The organism is Sphingomonas faeni (assembly GCF_040407565.1).
GTDB classification, from domain to species: Bacteria; Pseudomonadota; Alphaproteobacteria; order Sphingomonadales; family Sphingomonadaceae; genus Sphingomonas; species Sphingomonas faeni_F.
In genome coordinates this window covers 53403-72356 of record NZ_JAPZPR010000011.1, presented here as the reverse complement: position 1 = coordinate 72356, position 18954 = coordinate 53403, and the positions used below count along the sequence as shown (strand labels likewise).

Here is an 18954-nt window from a genome sequence, read left to right as displayed (position 1 = left end):
GCGAAATTGGTGAAAATCGCCACCCTCTGCGATTCGCCTCGCGATTCGCCCCCCGATCCGGTGCGGTCAGCAGCGCGCGGGGGCGGCGGCGTCCTTGCTGGCAAGCAGCGCATCGAGCGCGAGTTCGCGCGCCTTGCCGACCGGCAGCCCGAGCGCGCGCGCCATCGGTGCTCCCATCAACGCATCGCCGAGCGCCATCAGCACCAACGTCAGAGTCTGTTCCTGGATCGGCTGGTCGCCAGGCATGTCGCCCTCCGCCAGCTCGTCGACGAGATCATGGATCGCGGTGAGAATCGGATCGAGCGCGTTGGTATTGCCCGACAGGATCATCCAGCTCGCCAGTGCCCCCGCGCCGCCCTTGCCGAACGCGTCGAAGGTCATCTCCACCACCTCGCGCGGGTCGAGTTCGCCCGCCCGCACGCGCAGAACGGCCGCGCCGATCGTGCCGACGATGTCCGCCGCCATCCGCGTGATCAGTGCGGTATGCAGGGCCTCCGCCGAGCCAAAATGGTGGAGCAGGTTGGCGTGCGTGCGCCCGACCCGGCCTGCTACAGCCTTCAACGTCACTGCGCTGGGGCCGCTCTCCACGAGCAGAGCTCGCGCAGCCTCGACGGCGGCTTCACGCGATTCGGTGGGGGAGAGTCGCTTGCGCGGAGTTGACGTCACGGACCGGGAAACCTATTTACATCAATGTAAGTAACGAGTGTTCATTCCTGTTTGGAGGTTTCCGTGGCGAAAGCAACCACGCCTGCCGATCTGACGATCACCCCGCGCGACCGCCGCTTTGGCCGCGGCGCCGATATCCGTCGCTGGTGGCTGAACGACGATCCCGTCGCGACCGCGTTTTACAACGCGCTGTCGGTGACGTTTCCGAAGGGCGAGGGCTATTTCGTCGACAGCGTCCGGAAGTTCCGCGAAGGCACGCCGCCGAAACTCCACGCCGAGATCAACGCCTTCATCAAGCAGGAGGTAATCCACACCCGCGAGCACGTCGCGTTCAACCGTCACGTCACCGACCAGGGCTACGACGTCGCGCCGCTGATGGCCGACGTCGATGCGCAGTTGGCGATCACCAAGGACAAGCCAGAGATCGCGAGCCTCGCCGCGACCACCGCGCTCGAGCATTTCACCGCGATGCTGGCGCACGAACTGATCGCCAACCCGAAGCATCTCGCCGGCGGCGACGAGCAGGCGGCGGCGTTGTGGCTGTGGCACGCGGCGGAGGAGATCGAGCACAAGGGCGTCGCCTACGACACCTGGCTGCACGCCACGCGTGACTGGCCGAGGCTGCTGCGGTGGCGGATCAAGTCGAAGGTGATGCTGATCACGACGTGGCGCTTCTTTACGGGGCGAGCGCGGGGCATGGCGGAACTGCTGCGGCAGGACGGACTGACCGGGCCGCGCGTTTGGGCGCGGATGGCGTGGTACGCGTTCGGCAATCCGGGGATGGCGCGGAAAGTCGCGGGCGTGTGGGCGGCCTATTTCCTGCCGGGCTTCCACCCATGGAAGCACGACGACCGCGCGCTGATCGGCTTGGCGGCGAGCGAGTATGAAGCGGCGGTGCTGCCGGTGGCGAAACGGGCGGTGGCGGTAGCCTGAGCCTCGGGCTCCCGGCTTCCACCTCCCCTCCTAGTTCTCCCGCGAAGGCGGGAGCCCAGGATACCAAACGACACCGCCCGTGACTCCTGGACCCCCGCCTTCGCGGGGGAACGGGTAGTGATGGCCGACTTCTGCAAAGTACCAACCATAGCTAAAGACGCCACCCCGGCGAAGGCCGGGGCCCAGTTGGAAAGGTCGCAGTAACGGAACGATGTCCTCAGTTAGCGATGCTCCCCAACTGGGCCCCGGCCTTCGCCGGGGTGGTGCCGATCCAAAAATGGTCGCGCGACTCACGCCGCCAACGGCATCGGCGCGCATCGATCGTCATCCAGATCCAGCTCGAACATCACCGCCGGTACCTCGCCACCCCGCCCACGCGACGTCCGAGCCTCAACCCGCCCCGTAGGCCGAAACCCAAGTTTCGCCAGCACGCGCCCCGACGCCGGGTTGTCGACAAAATGCGAGGCCGTCAGCCGGCGTATCCCAAGCGCGTGTCGCGCCATCGCGATCACCGCGTGGCCTGCCTCCGTCGCATAGCCACGACCCCAAGCATCGGGCGTCAGCCAATAGCCGAGGTTCGCCGAATTCTCCTGAACGTCACTGACGCCGATCCCGCCGACGAGTCGCGGCGCACCCGATTCCATCATCTCGATCAAGAACCGCGGCTCATGTCCGCCACGCGGCTGCGACAGGAACGCCTCGGCATCCCCCAGCGCATACGGCCAAGGCACGCGGCCCAGCTTGGCGACCACCGACTCATGGCCGATCGCCCGCGCCAATGCAGGCGCATCTTCAGGCCAACCCGGCCGCAACGTCAGTCTCTTGGTGCGCGCGAACACGGCTCTCTCCTATCGCGTCATTGGCTGCGCGCATGCCACGTCGGGATGACGGGACCGCGACAGCCGCGTGGAGGGAGCAATAAAAAAGGGAGCCGGGGTGACCCGTCTCCCTTGTTCAGGTTCGCTTTCGCGACCCGGGTCACCCTGGTGGGCAACCCGGATGGTTACCCGATGTTATTCGGCTGCTGCTGCCATGTCGGCAGTGTCGTTCGCTGCCAGCTCGACCGAGCAGAACTTGCGCCCAAGTTTGCCCTGGCTGAACACAACGCGGCCATCGACCAGCGCGAACAGCGTATGGTCGGTACCGATGCCGACGTTGGTGCCCGGGTAGAACTTCGTCCCGCGCTGACGCACGAGGATGTTGCCGGCGACGCACGCCTGGCCACCGAACTTCTTGACGCCGAGGCGACGACCGGCCGAATCGCGACCGTTGCGCGAAGAGCCGCCTGCTTTCTTATGTGCCATCTGAAGCTACTCCTTATGCCTGAGCGGCCGGGGCGGTGTCGCCCTCGTTGCTCTTTGCAGTCTGGCCGCCGACCGACACGATCTTCAGGATCGTATGCTGCTGGCGATGGCCGTTCTTACGACGATAGTTATGACGACGACGCTTCTTGAAGACGATGACCTTGTCCGCCTTCGCCTGCGCGATGATCTCTGCAGCGACGACGAAGCCCTCGACGGACCGCAGCTCCGAGCCTTCGCCCGCCAGCAGAACGTCACCAAGCGTCACCGACGCACCTGCATCGCCCTCGATCTTCTCGATGACGATCTTATCTCCGGCGGCGACGCGATACTGCTTGCCGCCCGTGCGCACGACTGCGAACATGGCCCTTGTCACTTTCCAAATACGTGTATCCCACGAACGCAGGGTCCGCCGGAAGAAGCCGGGCAGCTAAGCGAGGGGGGGAGAGTTGTCAACCGCGAAGGGGCGGGAAAGGGTGGTTTAGCGCGAGGTGCTGCCCGCAGGCGAGGCAGAGGATTGTTTCCCCGCGAAGGCGGGGACCCAGTCTGGGCTCCCGCCTTCGCGGGAGAACAAGCTTTTTACAAGATAAGCGATTCGCCTCTAGTGCCGGTGAACCTGCCGAAGCGCGTACCGACCATCGGCATATTCACTGAACAACCCATCGATCGCCGGATGGTCGACCGGCTCGTCGCTATCGTCGGGCACAAGGTTCTGCTGGCTGACATAGGCGACGTAGCTCGACTCCATATTCTCCGCGAGCAAGTGATAGAACGGCTGGTCCTTGCGCGGACGAATGTCTTCGGGAATCGCCGCATACCATTCGTCGCTGTTCGCAAACACGGGGTCGACATCGAAGATCACCCCGCGAAAGTCGAACAGCCGGTGCCGCACGACGTCGCCGATCGAGAAATTCGCATGCGATACCGGTGGCGCGACCACCTCGGCGGGCACGATCGGGCGGGTGATGTCGTGAGCAATACTGTCGTGTCGGGGCATGTCCGGCAATTTAGGGTTTGTTTTGCGCCGCACAAGGAAAACGCGCCGGACGGTGCCCCAAAGCTCGAAATCCGCTTGCCTCCCCCAGGTCTCTTCATTAGAGGCCGCGCTTCGACCGATCGGAGGGACTGTTCGCAGCGCCTTGGATGACCTGCGGAGAGGTGGCAGAGTGGTCGAATGTACCGCACTCGAAATGCGGCGTACCCGCGAGGGTACCGTGGGTTCGAATCCCACCCTCTCCGCCATTTACAGCTATCGGATCGAACGCCGCGGTGGGCCTAGTGCGGCAGGCGGTGGCCACGGCACCGTTCGCGCGATAGACCGGCGACCGGGCGGCCGCAGGCGCGTCGCCAGGAAAGATGCTGTTCCAGGCCTATGACATCGACCGATCAGACTTTGGCGGACCTTGGCTGGACGACCCATTTCGCCGACCAGCTTTCCGGTGACGAGCGCCGCTTTTGCCGGCCGGTCAGGGTGATGTCGGTTCATCGCGGCAAGATCGCCGTGTCGGGGGCCGGGTCCGACGATGTCATCAGTCCGTATATCGCCGGCGCACTGCCGTCCGATGACCACCCGACCGTCGGCGACTGGTTGCTGGTCGATGACCGCACGCAGCTGGCGACCCGCGTTCTTGGCCGTATCAACCTGTTCAAGCGACGGTCCCCCGCCGATCCGCGGAAGGATCAGATGATCGCGGCCAATGTCGACACCGTGTTCATCGTCGCGTCGTGCAACCAGGATTTCAGCGTCGCGCGCCTGGAGCGCTATCTCGTGATGGCGCGCGAGATCGGCGTGCACCCGGTCGTCGTCCTCACCAAGGCCGACCTGACCGAAACCCCCGAAGTCTTCGCCGACGCGGCCCGCGCGATCGAGCCCGGCCTGCTGGTCGAAACGGTCAACGGCCGCGATCCCGCCAGTGTCGCCGGTCTCGCGGCATGGTGCGGGATCGGCAAGACGGTCGCGTTTCTCGGCTCGTCCGGCGTCGGCAAATCCACGCTCGTCAACGCGTTGCGGCGTTCGGACAGTATCGCAACGCAACCGGTTCGCACCAACGATGGGACCGGCCGCCACACGACGACGGTGCGCGAGATGCACCGCCTCGACCAGGGGGGATGGCTGCTCGATCTCCCGGGCATGCGCGAACTTCAGCTGTCCGAGGCGGCGGCGGGCCTCGCCGAGGTGTTCGACGATATCGCCCTGCTGGCGCAGACGTGCCGGTTCGCGGACTGTTCGCACGGGGTGGAGCCGGGCTGCGCGATCCAGGCCGCGATCGCGGCGGGCGATCTCGACCGCGAGCGCTTCGATCGCTGGCGCAAGCTGACCGTGGAGGAAAACGGTGCCGCGCCGCGTTATCCTAAGCGGCGGTCTCGCTGACGGTTGGTGCCCCGAGTCTCGCGCATCGCCAGTCGTCGCGCGTACACGCAGTCGCACAACGCGCAATTATACTGATCGATGAAGTAAAGCCGGCACTCCTCGATGTAGCTAAACAGTCTATCGGCGGATGAAACTGCGCCGGACAAGCAAACGCCCGGACCGTTGCCGATCCGGGCGCCTGCGTGACGATCGCTCGTCAGCCCCCATTTTTCGCTTTCGCTCTGCACCTTGCGGCGCGGCGTAAAAGCAGTCCCCGAACCACGGCCGTTGCCTGTGTCTCAGCGAGTTTTTTGCTAGTTATGTAAGCGGGCTTTGTCACGGTGTTTGCACAAGGCGCTTCACGATTGGACAGCCCCTGTGGCGGTTGCGCAACAGACCAATCTAGACACTGCCGGATCGGGACTAATCGGCGCCCGGACCTGGCGCCGCGCCGCCTCGCTGGAAGAGCCGCGACGGTTGCCTCGCAATGGGCTGCGCCGTAGAGCCGGTTCGCACCGTCCACTCACAGATCGAACCCGGCCGCCCATGATCCTGTCCCGCTACGAACGGATGATAGCCCGCCGCTATCTGCTGCCGGGAAAGGGCGAGGCGTTCATCTTCCTCGTCGCCTCGATCAGCCTGGTCGCGGTCATGCTCGGCGTCGCCGCACTGGTGATCGTGATGAGCGTGATGAACGGCTTTCGCGCCGAGCTGTTCGACAAGATCGTGGGGCTCAACGGCCATGCGGTGGTTCAGCCGATCGGTGGACGCATGCCCGACTGGCGCGAGATCGTCGCCCAAGCCAAGGCGACCCCCGGCGTGACGAGCGCGGTGCCGCTCATCGAACAGCCGCTCGCCGCCACCTATAACGGTCGCGCGGAGGCGGTGCTGGTGCGCGGCATGCGCGTCGACGACATCCGCCGCAATTCCACGATCAGCAACAAGATCGTGATGGGGAACCTGTCGAGCATCACGACCGGTAGCCAGCGGATCGCGATCGGCTCGCGGCTTGCCGAGTCGCTCGGTGCGCAGGTCGGCTCCGAAGTCTCGCTGTTCAGCCCGCAGGGGCAGACGACGCCGTTCGGCACCGTGCCGCGGATCGTCAGCTACACGGTCGGCGCGATCTTCGAGATCGGGATCTACGATTACGACAAGCAATATATTCTCATGCCGATCGAGGATGCGCAGACGCTGCTCCTGATGGGCGATGCCGCGGGCATGATCGAGATCAACACGGTCGATCCCGATCGCGTCGGCGAGATCCTCAAGCCACTGGCCGACAAGATCGGCGGGCAGTCCGTGATCCAGGACTGGCGGATGATGAACGCGCAGCTGTTCCAGGCGTTGGCGGTCGAGCGCGTCGCGATGTTCACCGTGCTGTCGATCATCATCCTGGTCGCGGTGTTCAACATCCTGTCGTCGCTGATCATGCTGGTCCGCGCCAAGACCCGCGATATCGCGATCCTGCGGACGATGGGCGCAACGCGTGGCGGGATGATGCGGATCTTCATCGTGGTGGGTACCACGATCGGTGCGCTCGGCACGATCGCCGGGCTCGGGCTCGGCTTTATCTTCCTGTTCTACCGGCAGGGCGTGGTGAACTTCGTCCAGCTCGTCACCGGCCAGAATCTGTGGGATCCGTCGATCCGCTATCTCACCGAACTCCCGTCGAAGACCGACCCCGTCGAGATCATCGTGATCGCGATGATGGCGCTCGTCTTCAGCTTCCTCGCCACGCTCTATCCGGCCTGGAAGGCGGCGAGTACCGATCCCGTGCAGGTGCTGCGTTATGAATAATGGCCTCAGAATCGACCGCCAGATCGAGAAGTTCGACGATTACGTTCTCCAGACCAGTGGGCTGACCAAGAGCTTCACGCAGGGCGATCAGACGATCGATGTGTTGCGCGGCGTCGATCTGGCGATTGCACCGGGTGAAATCGTCGCGCTGCTCGGGCCGTCGGGGTCGGGCAAGTCGACGCTGTTGCAGGCCGTCGGGCTGCTCGAGGGCGGGTTCGAGGGATCGATCCGGATCGCGGGTACCGAGGCGTCGAAGCTGAACGCGCACGAACGAACCGTCGTACGCCGCGACAGCCTCGGCTTCGTGTACCAGTTCCACCACCTTCTCCCCGATTTCAACGCGACCGAGAACGTCGTCCTGCCGCAACTGGTCCAGGGTGCCTCGCGCGCCGATGCCGATCGACGCGCCGCAGAGTTGCTGACCCAGCTCGGGCTCGGTCACCGCCTCACGCACCGCCCCAGCCAACTCTCCGGCGGCGAGCAACAGCGCGTCGCGGTCGCCCGCGCGCTCGCCAACAAGCCCGCACTGGTGCTGGCGGACGAACCGACCGGCAACCTCGACGAGCATACCGCCGACATCGTCTTCGCCGAGTTCATCCGTCTGGTCCGCGAACAGGGCACCGCGGCCGTTGTCGCGACTCACAACGAGCGGCTCGCGGCGCGGATGGACCGCGTGATGCGGTTGCACGAGGGGCGGCTGGCGTGACCTGGGGCGAGACGCCGACGCTGGTCGGGCGTCACGTCACGCTCCGCGCTTTGGTCGCCGACGACATCGAGGCGCTGGTCGCGTCGGCGTCAGCGGACAACCTCTGGGACACATTCTATGCCAACGTCTCGATGATGAAGGCACCTGACCGCTGGCTCGCTGCCGCATTGCGCGAACAGGACTTTGGGCGGGCGCGACTATTTGCGGTGGTGGCTGACGGGACCGTCGTCGGCACCACCCGGTTCATGCGGATGAATCAGGCGAACAAGCGGCTGGAGATCGGCGGCACCTTCTACGCGAAGGCCGTGCAGCGCACCGGCGTCAACACCGAGGCCAAGCTGATGCTGCTCGCCCACGCCTTCGAGGCGCTAGGCTGCGAATGCGTGCAGATCCGCACCGACTCGCTCAACAAGAATTCGCAGCGCGCGATCGAACGGCTTGGTGCCAAGCGCGACGGCGTGTTGCGCGGGCATCAGGTGATGGCGGACGGCCGCTTGCGCGACACGGTGGTCTACAGCATCCTGCGCCACGAATGGCCAGGCGTGCGTCAGAACCTGGCGTACCTGCTGGCCCGAAACGAGGACCGCCCATGACCGCGATCACCGACTTCACCGTGAAGACCGCCGACGGTTCCGCCGCGTCGCTGGAGCCGTATCGTGGCAAGGTGCTGCTGATCGTCAACACCGCGTAGAAGTGCGGCTTCACGCCGCAGTACGAGGGTCTGGAGGCGCTGCACCGCGACTATGCAGAGCGCGGGTTCGAGGTGCTGGCGTTTCCGTGCAACCAGTTCGGCGCGCAGGAACCGGGAGATGCGGCGGAAATCGCCAATTTCTGCACGCTGACCTACGACGTGACGTTCCCCGTCTTTGCGAAAGTCGACGTCAATGGGGCGGGGGCGGACCCGCTGTTCGAGCGGTTGAAATCCGACGCTCCCGGCGTGCTCGGGTCGAAGGCGATCAAGTGGAACTTCACCAAGTTCCTGGTCGATCGCGACGGCACTGTCCTCGATCGCTACGCGCCGACAACGAAGCCCGACGACATCCGCAAGGACATCGAGAAGCTGCTGTAGCCGTCGAGAAGGATGGCTAACGGGCGGCTGTCCATACCCGCTTGCCGAGTTGCAGGCGTCGCCCAACGAGCACCGATCCGGTCCGGCTGAAATGCCCGGTGTCGCGGTAGAGCGGAACGCCGTCGACCACGGTAACGCACTGTCCGGCGTGGCATAAGGCGGCGTCCAGCCAAAGCACCGGCGTACCGTCGCGCGCGAAGTCCCTCAGCAGTCGATCGGCCCATCGCGCGCTCGGGTGCGTGTTCGCCGCCACGATCGCGCAGCCTGGCGATTGATCGACCAAAGGCAGGCCGGCCAGCGTGCGCTCCCAGCATTGGCCGACGTCGAACGCGGCCTGTGGCGGACCCGAAACGACGACTACGCGCTTGCCCATTGCGCGAATCGCCGCACTGGTACGCGCCTGTGTGGCTGCGAACGCGGCGGGATCGGGTGTCGTGACGACCTCGCTGCCGTCTGCCCCGTAATGGAGCGCCCGCGTGGCGGGCAAGGCATAGCGGAGATACCGGCCGGACAGGACGACCACTTCGATACTCGGCGTCCGCGCGAGATAGGCGAGGACGCTGGCGTTGAAGCGCAGGCATTGGCGGGCGACCGCGCGGGAGGCGTCGAGGTCGATCGGCGCAAAGCCGGGGAGGGGCGCACAGCCGCCATGACTGGCTTGCGCGATCGGTCGCGACGAACTGGCGACCAGCGCGGGGATGAGTGCCTGTGAGAATGAATCGCCCCAGACGAGCATCGCGGGCGTCGGCGACTGCGTACACCGGCCATCGAACCGCGCGGCATCCGGATCGCAGCCCGGTAGGTCGAGCCCGGTTACGCCCCCAAGATCGAGCCTCGTCGTGGCGCTCCGCTTGGTGTGGAGCACCCAGCCGCCGGTAAGCGCGAGCGCGAGCGTCGTTGCCGCAAACATCGACCACACGACGGCAGGACGGTCGCGCCGTCGCCGCACCGGGCGCTCGACGCCTCGGAACAGCAGTTCGCCGATCGCGAACGTCGCTACCACCAGCAGAACCGACAGCATCGGCGGCAGCGGGGCGGAGAGGTGGACCGCATTGGCGAACGCGAACAGCGGCCAATGCACCAGATACAATGAATAGGACCGGTCGCCGATCGCCGTGCCCAGCCGCGAGGCAAGCGCATGCTGTTCGGCACGCCCGGGAGGCGCGGCTACGATGATCATGGTGGCGAGGCACGCCGGAAGCGCAAGCCATTGGGCTTCGGGGAAAGTCGGCGCGAACACGATGAGCGCGATGGTCAGCACGGCGATCGGACGCGCGCGCGGCGTCCAGGTCCGCCAGCGTTCGTCCAGCCCGGCGGCGAGCACACCGAGGCCGAGCTCCCAGCCCCGTGTCGGAAGCAGATAAAAGGTCGCCCCCGGCGATCGCGGGTACAGGATCAGATACGCGGCCAGGCTGGCGAGCGTCGCGGCCGCGATCGCGGGCATCCACCAGCGCTTGGGGCACAGCATCAGCGCGATCGGGAACAGCAGGTAGAATTGCTCCTCCACCGCCAGCGACCAGAAATGCAGCAACGCCTCGGTCTGCGCCGAATCGTTGAAATAATTGATCTGCCGCCACAGCACGATGTTGCTCGAGAAGGTGAGCGCGCCGGTCAGTTGCGGCCAGAACCGGGCGTAGCCGCTAGGCGTCGTCAGCCACGCGGCGGCAATGATCGTCGCACCCAGCGTGACGAACGCGGCGGGGGCCAGCCGTCGGATCCTGCGGAGGTAGAACATGCCGAACGCGAAGCGGTTCGCTGCCCGGTCGCGCATCACGATACCGCCGATCAGATAGCCCGAGACGACGAAGAAGATGTCGACGCCCAGATAGCCTGATGGCGCGAGCCTGAGCCCGGAATGAAACAGGATCACTGCGCAGACGGCGATACCGCGCAGGATCTGAATATCGGCGCGCCACCGGTGCGTGTCCTGCACCGTCTTGGTCACGTCTCTGCGCGCCAGTCCGTGACGATACTGTCATAGGAGCCGCTGGCGACGATCCGGCCCTCGTGCAATCGCAGGATCCGGTCGCACAGTCTCAGTGTCGAGACGCGATGCGCGATCGAGATGACGGTCAGGTCGCGCGACAGCCGGCCGATCGCCACCATCACCGACGTTTCCGTCTCGTCGTCGAGCGCGCTGGTCGCCTCGTCGAGGACCAGGATCGTCGCGCGCTTGTAGAGTGCGCGGGCGATGCCGATGCGCTGGCGCTGGCCGCCCGACAGCCGCACGCCGCGCTCGCCGACCATCGTGTCGTAGCCGTTCGGCAGGCTTTGGATAAAATCGTGCAGGTCCGCACCGCGCGCCGCGTCGCGAACCAGCGCCGGGTCGAGCGTATCAAGATCGCGGCCGAACGCGATATTGGCGCAAATGCTGGTGTCGGCCAGGAAGATCGCCTGCGGGACGTGTGCGATCTGCGCTTGCCACGAAGGTTTGGCGGCGTCGTCGAGCGGTCGGCCATCGACGCGAATGCCGCCCTCGGTCGGGTCGAGCAGCCCCATGACGAGATCCGCCAGCGTGCTCTTGCCGCTGCCCGATTTGCCGACCAGCCCGAGCCGGATCCCCTTCGGTATGATCAGCGTGACATCCTCCAGCGCGGGTCGCCCCCCGGCCGGATACACATAGGTCACCCGGTCGAACGTCAGTGCCTCGGCCAGCGGCGGCACGGGAATGCGGGCAGGGGGCTGCGGTTTGGGCATGTCGAGCAGGCCGGCGACATCGGCCAGCGCGGCGCGATTGCCGTGGATCTGCGACCAGCTGAAATACACCTGCTGGATGAGCGGGAGCAGGCGTTGCGCACCGAGCGCCAGCGCACCGAGCATCGGCAAGGCCGCGACCACGCCGCCCGGCCGGTTGCCGACGTAGAGCGCAAGCACCGCGATCAGCACGATGCCGCCCGCTTCGACCAGATATCGGGGCGCCGCGCCGATGAACTGGTTGGCGGCCTGGGCATGGCGGAACTGGCTGTCGAGCCGTTCGAACTTGGCGACGAAGATCGCTTGCGTCCGATCGAGCAGCACGTCGCGGATACCGCCTAGCCCCTCCTGCAGCGTCTGGACGCGCGCCTGCAGCGAAGATGCGATGATATCGGCATTGCGGTACAGCCGCCGCCGCGTCATCAGGCTGACCAGCGCGTAAAGCACGACGAAGCTCAGCGCTGCGATCATCGATGTCGCGGGATCGACCGCGACGAGCGCAGCCAGGATGAACACCGCGACAACCGCCGCCGTCGCGCCCGCCATCGCCGGCAGCAGCACGTTGCCAAGCACATGCTGGACCTTGTCGATGCCCGAGATCGTCCTGCTGGAATTGCGCATGACATGGAACCCGTAAGGCTGATGCAGTGTGCGATCGCAGATCTGCGTCGCGAAATCATGCGCGATCGCGAACACCAAATTCTGGCTCGACCAGATCAGCACCAGCCGCAGGACCGCCGACAGGATCGCGATCAGGATAAGGATCGCCGCCGAGATGGCGAGCGTGCCAAGACCGAACACCTGCCCGAGCCGCGCCACCACTGCGACGATGCCGGCATAGCGGCCGCCCGCGACACCGGCGACTAGCGCGAGGAACGGCAAGACAGCGCCGATCGTCGCGAGTTCCGCAAACGCGCCGGCGAGCATCAAGCCGATCGTGCCCGCGAACTGACGTCGGCGCTGCGGCGTCAGGTGGCGATAGATGCGGCGCGCGGCATTCCACGCGTCGGGCGTTTTGGAATCGGCCGTGTCCGGATCGGGCGTGTTCGGATCGAGCGTGTTCGGATCGAGCGGGGGGCAGGTGTCGACCATCGTTCAGCGCGGCTCCAGCCGTACGGCGGTGACCTGAACGCGGGCGACACTCAACTGCGCACCGGGCATTCCGGCGAACTGGACGCGAACCGCACCGCATCCGGCCGGCGCGGAGACCGGGATCGACCGACCCGTCCATGCCGGTCGATCCGCAAGCGGCAGTTCCGCAAGGATCGCATCGTCGTTCGCACACCGCACGCGCGCGACCACCTCCGCCCCGTCCGCCCCGTCGGCCTCGCCGATTCGGCGGCTCTGCAACGACAGCCGATGCGGACCGGGCGCGATCATCGCATATTGCTCGGCGATCAACGCAGGCACGGAGCCGGGATACGTCATGGCGAGCGCGGTCCGTGGCTCAGCACCGCCGATGCCGATCATTTTCGCGGACGCGCCTTCGGGTGGTTGCAGATTCCAGGCGAACGGCGGCGCTCCCGGTAGCAAGCCAAAGTCGGGATCGTAGATTGCCGTGGTCGGGCGGTGGCCGGCGGGCAGCAGTGCCAGCCAGAGATCATGCGCCAGCGCGAAGCGACCGCGGTCGACCGCCGCGTACAGGACGGCACGGCGTTCGATGCGCGTCGTCTCCGCATCGGCCAGCGGCAACGCGCGCAGCAGTGCCGCAAGCGTTGCCGGATCGGTTCCCGCCGCGGCGCGGACCCGGAAGAAGTCCGCTCGCCAATCGGGACTGGTCGCGAGCGCCGCGCGGACGGCGGGCGCGGCGGCGGGTATGTCGAGCAACCCGGCGACCAGCGCGAAGATCGAATCGCGAGTACCCTCGCGCAGTCGCAACGCAGGGCCGACCTGGGCAAGCCCGGCAGCATAGCGCCCGGTGCGGATGTCATGATCGAGCAGCCAGTAGCGCGCGGTATCGTTGCGCGGATTGCGCGCGACCGCGGCGGTCATCAAGGCACTGGCCCGTCCCAGGTCCCCGTCCTCGCTCGCGGCAAAACCGGCCAGAACGAGCGGCGCATCGGTATCGGGCGCACGCACCAGCGCGCGACGGATCAGGGCTCGCGCGGTATCGTCGACCCGCCCGCCAGCCAGGACGATGCGGGCGTGGGCATCGCCGGCCAACGCATCGCCGCTCGCCGGCCAGAATGCTTCGGCATAGGCAGGATGCACCGTAGCGAACAGCGCCTGCGCGGCATTGCGGATACTCAGCCACGCCAGCAACAGGCCGACCAGCAGCATCGCTCCGAGCGCGATCCGCGGCCGTCGCGATGGCGCGATCGCGGTCACGAGGTGATGTTCAGCATCGGAGCGTTGGCGGAATCCTCGCCGTAGGGCTGGCCATAACCATAGCCGTAGCCCGCGGTCTTCGGATTGTACTTGGTGAGGATCGCGCCGGCCACGCGGGCATGCGCGCCGAACAGCCGATCCAGCGCGCTCAAGACGATCGTCCGCCGCACCGACCCCGATTCGACGACCATCAGAGTCGCTTCGCAGATCGATCCGAACACCGGCGCGTCGGCTAGGCCAAGCACGGGGGGCGCATCGACCACGACGACCTCGAACTGGCGCATGGCCTCCTCGACGATCGCGTGAATCCGCATCGTCGCGAGCAGTTCGGCGGGGTTGGGCGGCACCGGGCCGCTCGGCAGCAGCGACAGGCCCTGCGTATTGGTCGCCACGACGTGCCCCGCGATAGGGTCGCCGCTCACGAGCAGCTTCGACAGGCCGATATCGCGCCGGCCACCGGCCTTGAACGACGGCTTGCGCAGATCTCCATCGATCAACAACACGGTCGCGCCGACCCGTGCGAAGTTCTGCGCGAGCGCCAGCGACGTGCTCGACTTGCCCTCGCCCGACCGCGAACTCGTGATCAGCAGCGATTTGGGATAGCCGTTAGCGGTCGTGAACTGGAGCGCTGTCATCACCGAATAATAGGCCTCGGCGACATCCGATCGCGGCGTCGCCAGTTCCTCGATCATCGACCGCGCTTTCGGCATGCGCGGAATCACGCCGAGGATCGGCAGCTTGAGCTTGTTGGATGCGTCTTCCGCCGACTTGATCGTATCGTCGACGAATTCGATGCCGAACGCGATTCCCAGGCCGATCGCCAGTCCGGCGACCAGCCCTGCGATCAGGTTGCGGATCGGCCGGGGTGCGAACGGCCGCGACGGCGGCAGCGCGGGATCGATGATCGTCGCCTGGCTTTCACCGAGCCCGCCGGCGACGCCGATCTCCTTGTAGCGTTGCAACAGCGCATCGTAGAGCGTGCGGTTGGTTTCCACCTCGCGCTGCAGGATGGTGTAGCCGATGCCGCGACCGCGCAGATCGAGCACGTTGACACGCAACGCCGCGACCTGGCTGCGCAGTTCGGTCTCGCGCCCGACCGCGGCGAGATAGGCGGAGCGCAGCGACGACGACACGTCGCCCGACTCGCGCGCCATCGACACGTCGATCTCGGCAATCCGGCCGCGCAACGCCACCATTTCCGGATAGTCCGGCTTGAACGTCGACGATCGCTCGCGATAGTCGGCGGCAAGCTTCGCGCGCTCGGCCCGCAACGCCTGGATCGTCGGATTCTGCAACACGTCCGGCGACGCGCGATTGGCGCTGCCCTGACGGTATCGTTGTTCCGCGGCGATCCGCTCGCCGATCGCCAGCGACAGGGCGCCGTTCAGCGCGGTGAGCGACTGCGTCGACAGCGAGTCGCCCGAACTGCCGGTCGGGCCGTCGTCGTTGCCGCCATTGCCGCGCCCGCCGCCGCCCCGCCCGCCACCGCCGCCATCGAGTTCGACGATTCCCTGATGCTGCGCGTAGTTGACGAGTTGTCGCTCGCTCGTTTCGAGGCGTTGCCGCGTGGCGTTCAGCCGCGTCTCCAGGAACTGGCGCGCATAGGCGGTCGCGCCATAGCGCTGCTCCGCGGTCGAGGCGATGAAGCCGGTCGCGAACGCGTTGACGATCCGCGTTGCCCGCGCCGCATCGGCGTCCGTATAGGCGAGCGTGACGAGGTTGCTGCCGCGCACCGGCAGGACGTCCAGATTGCCGGCCAGCTTGATCGTCGCCGACAGGTCACGCCGCGCCGGTTGCCGGCCCTTGCCGACGAACCCGCCATCATCGCCGAGCGCCAGCGTCTTCTGCACGCGGTCGGCGAGCGACCGACTCTTCAGCAGGCCGTATTGGGTCTGCAGGAACTGGTCCTCGCTGCGCATCTTGGGTTGCACGCTGCGCGTATTGCCCATGATCTCGACCGGCGTCGTGTTGATCTCGATCGTCGTCGTCGCGCGGTAGAGCCGCGGCGACAGCATCGTCACCGCGATCGCAGCAGCCGCGCCGACCAGAACCGCCGCCAGGATCAGCCACTTCCATTTCAGCAGGACCCTGATCAGGTCGTCGATGTCGATCTGCGGCAGGCTGCGATCGCGCTGCTGCGAGGCCGGTCGACCGAAGGGCACGAGGCCATGCTCCGCCGTGTCGAGCATCGTCCGTCGAACCGGTCCCAGCCGTCGCGTCGATGGACCGGCGGGGATGCTCTCGGAGTCGATCATGGGGTGGCGCCTTGTGTGTCGGGATAGGCTTTGCGGCCCGCGCGCGCGGGCACGGGGCGATCGGGCACGGGGCGATCGGGCACGGGGCGATCGGGCAGGGGGATCGCCAGCAACGCCGCGGCAAGTCCTGCCACCGCCGCCATCGCCGCGGTACGCAGGGGATAATCCACTGCGCTGTGCAATAGCAGGACGCCGAGCGCGACCGCACCCGCTCGCGCCCTGTCGCCCTCCACGCCTGGGAACCGCCAGATCGCGCGCGTCCGCAGCAGCCAGGCGATGACGGCGGCGACGATCGCGACCCCGCCGGGGATGCCGTATTCCAGCACCGTCTCGAGATAGTCGTCGTGCGCGTGGTTGACATATTCGGGCGTCACGGCGGACGGATCCTCGTAGCCTGCATAGATCGTGCGAAAGCTCCCGCCACCCGATCCGAACGGGAGATGGTCGATCGCGGCACGCATCGTCGTTGCTGCGATCGCCGATCGGTGTTGTGATTGGGCGGGGCTTTCGCGTTCGAGATCGCTGCCCAGGTCGGCTACCGCGAGGACGCCGCCGATCAGCACGCCGACCATGATCACCACCAGCACTGCTGATCGACGCCCGAATACATGAAGGCGGAAATCGACACGGCGGCCGTGAAACAGGATCGCGGCGCATCCCGCCGCGGTCGGTACGAGCAGGCCGATCGCTGCCCTCGACCCGGTCAGCACAGCACCTGCCGCAAGGATCGCGGCGCCTGCGGCTGCCAGCATCCAGCGAGGCCGGTATGGGGGATGCGGTGTCGCGGCCGTACCGCCGCGCGCGACTGCGGCGACGAACGGCAGCGCGCACAGCATCAGGCTCCCGAGATGGTTGCGATTGGCGAACAGGCCGGTCGCGCTGCCGCGATTGGTGATCGCATAGGCATAGAGCGCGGAATCCTCACCGCCCACACGTTGCAGTATGCCGAGCCCGACCGACAGGATCGCGAAACTGACCAGTATCAGGACGGCATCGCGCCGGCTGCCCGCAGGACCACCCGCGATTGCGACGATCATCGCCAGCGGGGGCAACAACGACAGCAACGCGGCGATCGTCGCTTCCGGCGTTAGCGAGACCGGCAGCCAGTGCGTTTCGACCGCCGCCAAGTCCAGGTCGTGCGCGATCGACGCGCGTCCCGGCAGTCCGGTCCACAAAGCAGGGGGAAGCGGCACCAGTTGGAGTGCGATCATCGTCCCGGCGAGCGCGACCGGCCAAAACAGCAGGTTGCTGCGCCAGGACATCGACTGCGACGACGGGAGTGCTGCGTGTGGGACGCTCGAACCATCGTCGTCCCGGCCGTGCCGTTTCTGGTTGTCCCTTACGCCGTCCAGACGTTCGGTCGGATTCGGGGCGACACGTGCGTCGGCGGGTGGCGAATTAGCGAACGAAATCCCGGAACGTCTGGTGGTGGACGGCATGAAGGCGGATCGGCTTGGGTCCGGGTAGCGCTGTTCCGGAGCACGCCTGTCGAAGGCTTCGATACCGAAGGCATCGGCGGGCCCGCGTTCGACCGTAAGGCTGCCGATCGCGAACCCACCGATCAGGATGATCGCCGCCAGTTGCAGGACGGCATTGGCCACGACGCCCGCGGCGCTGGCGCCACCGAGCGCAAGGCACAGCAGCAGATAGAACGGCGCGCCGTGGCGCCGGATAAGCGTAGATATTGCCGCTCTCCCCCCGTTCGATTGCGAAAAATGCCCGTAAGAAGTGCGTATCGGTCTGCCGACATCGCCTAATGAACCGCTGCCGCTGCCGCTGCCGCTGCCGCTGCCGCTGCCGCTGCCGCTGCCGCTGCCGCTGCATTGCTCTTGCCGCTGCCGCACTCGACCGCGGCGGTGACCGCGTTTCGCCAGCGTGGCCAATCAAACTACGCCCCGCATCTCGCATCGTACTTGTAACCGTGTCGGCGTGCCGCACCTGTGCCGTCACGTCGGCCCCCCCCGTTGCAACGCCTTTGCCTGCTGGACATTCCGTGGTCCGCCGATGTTCTGCACACTTCGGCAAATTCGTCGAAGGGACAACGGAGATCCAGCTACAGGCTGGAAGTCGGCCAGCTACGTCCTCCGATCGCGGTGTACCCTTCCGAGTTCGCTACACTTCCGCGACGATGATCGTGCTGCCATTTTCGCTGCCCCGATAAAAGCGTACGAACCGCCTGCTTGACGATCCAGGCCGCCAACTCCGTCAGCCGCAGTTCCGGGCCTATATCGAAATCCACCGGGTCAGCTCAACGATGGGGCGCATTGCTTGGAGGCGCGACGATACGACGCTTCGGCTAGCGGGCCGGGCTCTCCGGCACCGCATTCAAAGGCTTGCCGTGTTTGGTGCTACCGCGTCCAATACGCGCGTAACGACGTCAGACGTCCCTGACTACGGCGCCCCCGCCCCCTGGCGCGACTCGCAATCGCTCAAGGGCTCGTAGGGGAGCTATGGCCTCCCGAAGCGGCGGCGATACCGAGACCGATCGCGGCGAGGGCGGCGAGCAGGACGGCAATTCCCGCGCCATGACCCGCCAGCGCACTCGAACCTGCACCGGCCGCGCAGGCGACCCGGACGCCGTCGGTTGGCACGCACGTCTCGACCGCGGTGACCGGCATGCCGAGCGCCGCCTGGTTGCTCGCCAAACCGACGGGAGACGGGGCCGCCGCGACCGCCATGCTCGCTTGGGTCATCATCGCGAATGCCGCGATAGTGATCGTGAGTGTCTTGCCGATCATCCCTGCCTCCTGGCCGCTTGTTGTAACGAAATCGTCTGCCCGAACATTGGCCGCGAACATCGGCCGTATTTCATCCGGAACGGCGATTATTGCGCTCGCGGAGCATGGGATCGACTC

16 protein-coding genes, 1 tRNA gene and 1 pseudogene are annotated in these 18954 nt (G+C 66.4%); 7 read left to right on the top strand and 11 right to left on the bottom strand.

The window, feature by feature from the left end; translation table 11 throughout:
* Nucleotides 1-66 precede the first annotated feature (66 nt).
* Nucleotides 67-666, bottom strand: a complete 600-nt coding sequence (locus O6Y00_RS19320; protein WP_056055838.1) for a TetR/AcrR family transcriptional regulator — start codon at nt 664-666, stop codon at nt 67-69.
* A gap of 63 nt (nt 667-729) precedes the next feature.
* On the opposite strand from O6Y00_RS19320, the gene O6Y00_RS19315 reads away from it, so the two are divergent.
* Nucleotides 730-1599, top strand: a complete 870-nt coding sequence (locus O6Y00_RS19315; RefSeq protein WP_353444176.1) for a metal-dependent hydrolase — start codon at nt 730-732, stop codon at nt 1597-1599.
* Between the two features lie 290 nt (nt 1600-1889).
* On the opposite strand, the gene O6Y00_RS19310 is transcribed toward O6Y00_RS19315, so the two are convergent.
* From O6Y00_RS19310 to hspQ, 4 genes are all read right to left on the bottom strand, one after another.
* The gene (locus O6Y00_RS19310) at nt 1890-2438 is read right to left on the bottom strand and encodes a GNAT family N-acetyltransferase (RefSeq protein WP_353444175.1); all 549 of its coding nucleotides are present in this window, start codon (nt 2436-2438) and stop codon (nt 1890-1892) included.
* 174 nt (nt 2439-2612) lie between these two features.
* Nucleotides 2613-2903, bottom strand: coding sequence for a 50S ribosomal protein L27 (gene rpmA, locus O6Y00_RS19305; protein WP_056055842.1), 291 nt, complete (start codon nt 2901-2903; stop codon nt 2613-2615).
* 13 nt (nt 2904-2916) lie between these two features.
* Entirely contained in the window at nt 2917-3264 is a 348-nt protein-coding gene (gene rplU / locus O6Y00_RS19300; protein WP_107963253.1) for a 50S ribosomal protein L21, read from the bottom strand.
* Between the two features lie 237 nt (nt 3265-3501).
* Nucleotides 3502-3897, bottom strand: coding sequence for a heat shock protein HspQ (hspQ, locus tag O6Y00_RS19295; RefSeq protein ID WP_056065959.1), 396 nt, complete (start codon nt 3895-3897; stop codon nt 3502-3504).
* A gap of 155 nt (nt 3898-4052) precedes the next feature.
* On the opposite strand from hspQ, the gene O6Y00_RS19290 reads away from it, so the two are divergent.
* From O6Y00_RS19290 to O6Y00_RS19265, 6 genes and pseudogenes are all read left to right on the top strand, one after another.
* Nucleotides 4053-4142, top strand: a tRNA-Ser gene (locus tag O6Y00_RS19290).
* A 130-nt stretch (nt 4143-4272) separates the two neighbouring features.
* Entirely contained in the window at nt 4273-5271 is a 999-nt protein-coding gene (gene rsgA, locus O6Y00_RS19285; protein ID WP_353444174.1) for a ribosome small subunit-dependent GTPase A, read from the top strand.
* Between the two features lie 525 nt (nt 5272-5796).
* Nucleotides 5797-7047 (top strand): lipoprotein-releasing ABC transporter permease subunit, encoded by a 1251-nt coding sequence (locus O6Y00_RS19280; protein WP_353444173.1) that lies wholly within the window; start codon nt 5797-5799, stop codon nt 7045-7047.
* Nucleotides 7040-7753, top strand: a complete 714-nt coding sequence (locus O6Y00_RS19275) for an ABC transporter ATP-binding protein (RefSeq protein WP_353444172.1) — start codon at nt 7040-7042, stop codon at nt 7751-7753. The genes O6Y00_RS19280 and O6Y00_RS19275 overlap by 8 nt, the downstream gene beginning before the upstream one ends.
* Nucleotides 7750-8346, top strand: coding sequence for a GNAT family N-acetyltransferase (locus O6Y00_RS19270; protein WP_353444171.1), 597 nt, complete (start codon nt 7750-7752; stop codon nt 8344-8346). Before O6Y00_RS19275 ends, O6Y00_RS19270 begins: the two co-directional genes overlap by 4 nt.
* A pseudogene (locus O6Y00_RS19265) lies at nt 8343-8822 on the top strand (glutathione peroxidase). Before O6Y00_RS19270 ends, O6Y00_RS19265 begins: the two are co-directional and overlap by 4 nt.
* 16 nt (nt 8823-8838) lie before the next feature.
* Here the strand turns inward: O6Y00_RS19265 and O6Y00_RS19260 are convergent.
* The 6 genes from O6Y00_RS19260 to O6Y00_RS19235 form a co-directional block, all read right to left on the bottom strand.
* Nucleotides 8839-10767: an acyltransferase family protein gene (locus tag O6Y00_RS19260; RefSeq protein WP_353444170.1), complete on the bottom strand. Its 1929-nt coding sequence runs from the start codon at nt 10765-10767 to the stop codon at nt 8839-8841.
* Nucleotides 10764-12608 (bottom strand): ABC transporter ATP-binding protein, encoded by a 1845-nt coding sequence (locus O6Y00_RS19255; RefSeq protein ID WP_353444169.1) that lies wholly within the window; start codon nt 12606-12608, stop codon nt 10764-10766. The genes O6Y00_RS19260 and O6Y00_RS19255 overlap by 4 nt, the downstream gene beginning before the upstream one ends.
* 3 nt (nt 12609-12611) lie before the next feature.
* A complete protein-coding gene (locus tag O6Y00_RS19250; protein ID WP_353444168.1) occupies nt 12612-13844 on the bottom strand; it encodes a hypothetical protein in 1233 nt (410 codons plus the stop codon).
* Entirely contained in the window at nt 13841-16099 is a 2259-nt protein-coding gene (locus tag O6Y00_RS19245) for a GumC family protein (RefSeq protein ID WP_353444167.1), read from the bottom strand. The genes O6Y00_RS19250 and O6Y00_RS19245 overlap by 4 nt, the downstream gene beginning before the upstream one ends.
* Nucleotides 16096-17700 carry an O-antigen ligase family protein gene (locus tag O6Y00_RS19240; protein WP_353444166.1) on the bottom strand — a complete coding sequence of 535 codons (1605 nt, stop codon included), beginning with the start codon at nt 17698-17700 and terminating at the stop codon, nt 16096-16098. The genes O6Y00_RS19245 and O6Y00_RS19240 overlap by 4 nt, the downstream gene beginning before the upstream one ends.
* Before the next feature lie 828 nt (nt 17701-18528).
* Nucleotides 18529-18837: a hypothetical protein gene (locus O6Y00_RS19235; protein ID WP_353444165.1), complete on the bottom strand. Its 309-nt coding sequence runs from the start codon at nt 18835-18837 to the stop codon at nt 18529-18531.
* Between the last annotated feature and the right edge of the window lie 117 nt (nt 18838-18954).

Excerpts from the sequence above, each read along its gene's own strand:
- rpmA (WP_056055842.1), bottom strand. The coding sequence starts at position 2,903 with ATGGCACATAAGAAAGCAGGCGGCTCTTCGCGCAACGGTCGCGATTCG.
- rplU (WP_107963253.1), bottom strand. The coding sequence starts at position 3,264 with ATGTTCGCAGTCGTGCGCACGGGCGGCAAGCAGTATCGCGTCGCCGCC.
- hspQ (WP_056065959.1), bottom strand. The coding sequence starts at position 3,897 with ATGCCCCGACACGACAGTATTGCTCACGACATCACCCGCCCGATCGTG.
- rsgA (WP_353444174.1), top strand. The coding sequence starts at position 4,273 with ATGACATCGACCGATCAGACTTTGGCGGACCTTGGCTGGACGACCCAT.
- O6Y00_RS19280 (WP_353444173.1), top strand. The coding sequence starts at position 5,797 with ATGATCCTGTCCCGCTACGAACGGATGATAGCCCGCCGCTATCTGCTG.
- O6Y00_RS19275 (WP_353444172.1), top strand. The coding sequence starts at position 7,040 with ATGAATAATGGCCTCAGAATCGACCGCCAGATCGAGAAGTTCGACGAT.
- O6Y00_RS19255 (WP_353444169.1), bottom strand. The coding sequence starts at position 12,608 with ATGGTCGACACCTGCCCCCCGCTCGATCCGAACACGCTCGATCCGAAC.
- O6Y00_RS19245 (WP_353444167.1), bottom strand. The coding sequence starts at position 16,099 with ATGATCGACTCCGAGAGCATCCCCGCCGGTCCATCGACGCGACGGCTG.
- O6Y00_RS19235 (WP_353444165.1), bottom strand. The coding sequence starts at position 18,837 with ATGATCGGCAAGACACTCACGATCACTATCGCGGCATTCGCGATGATG.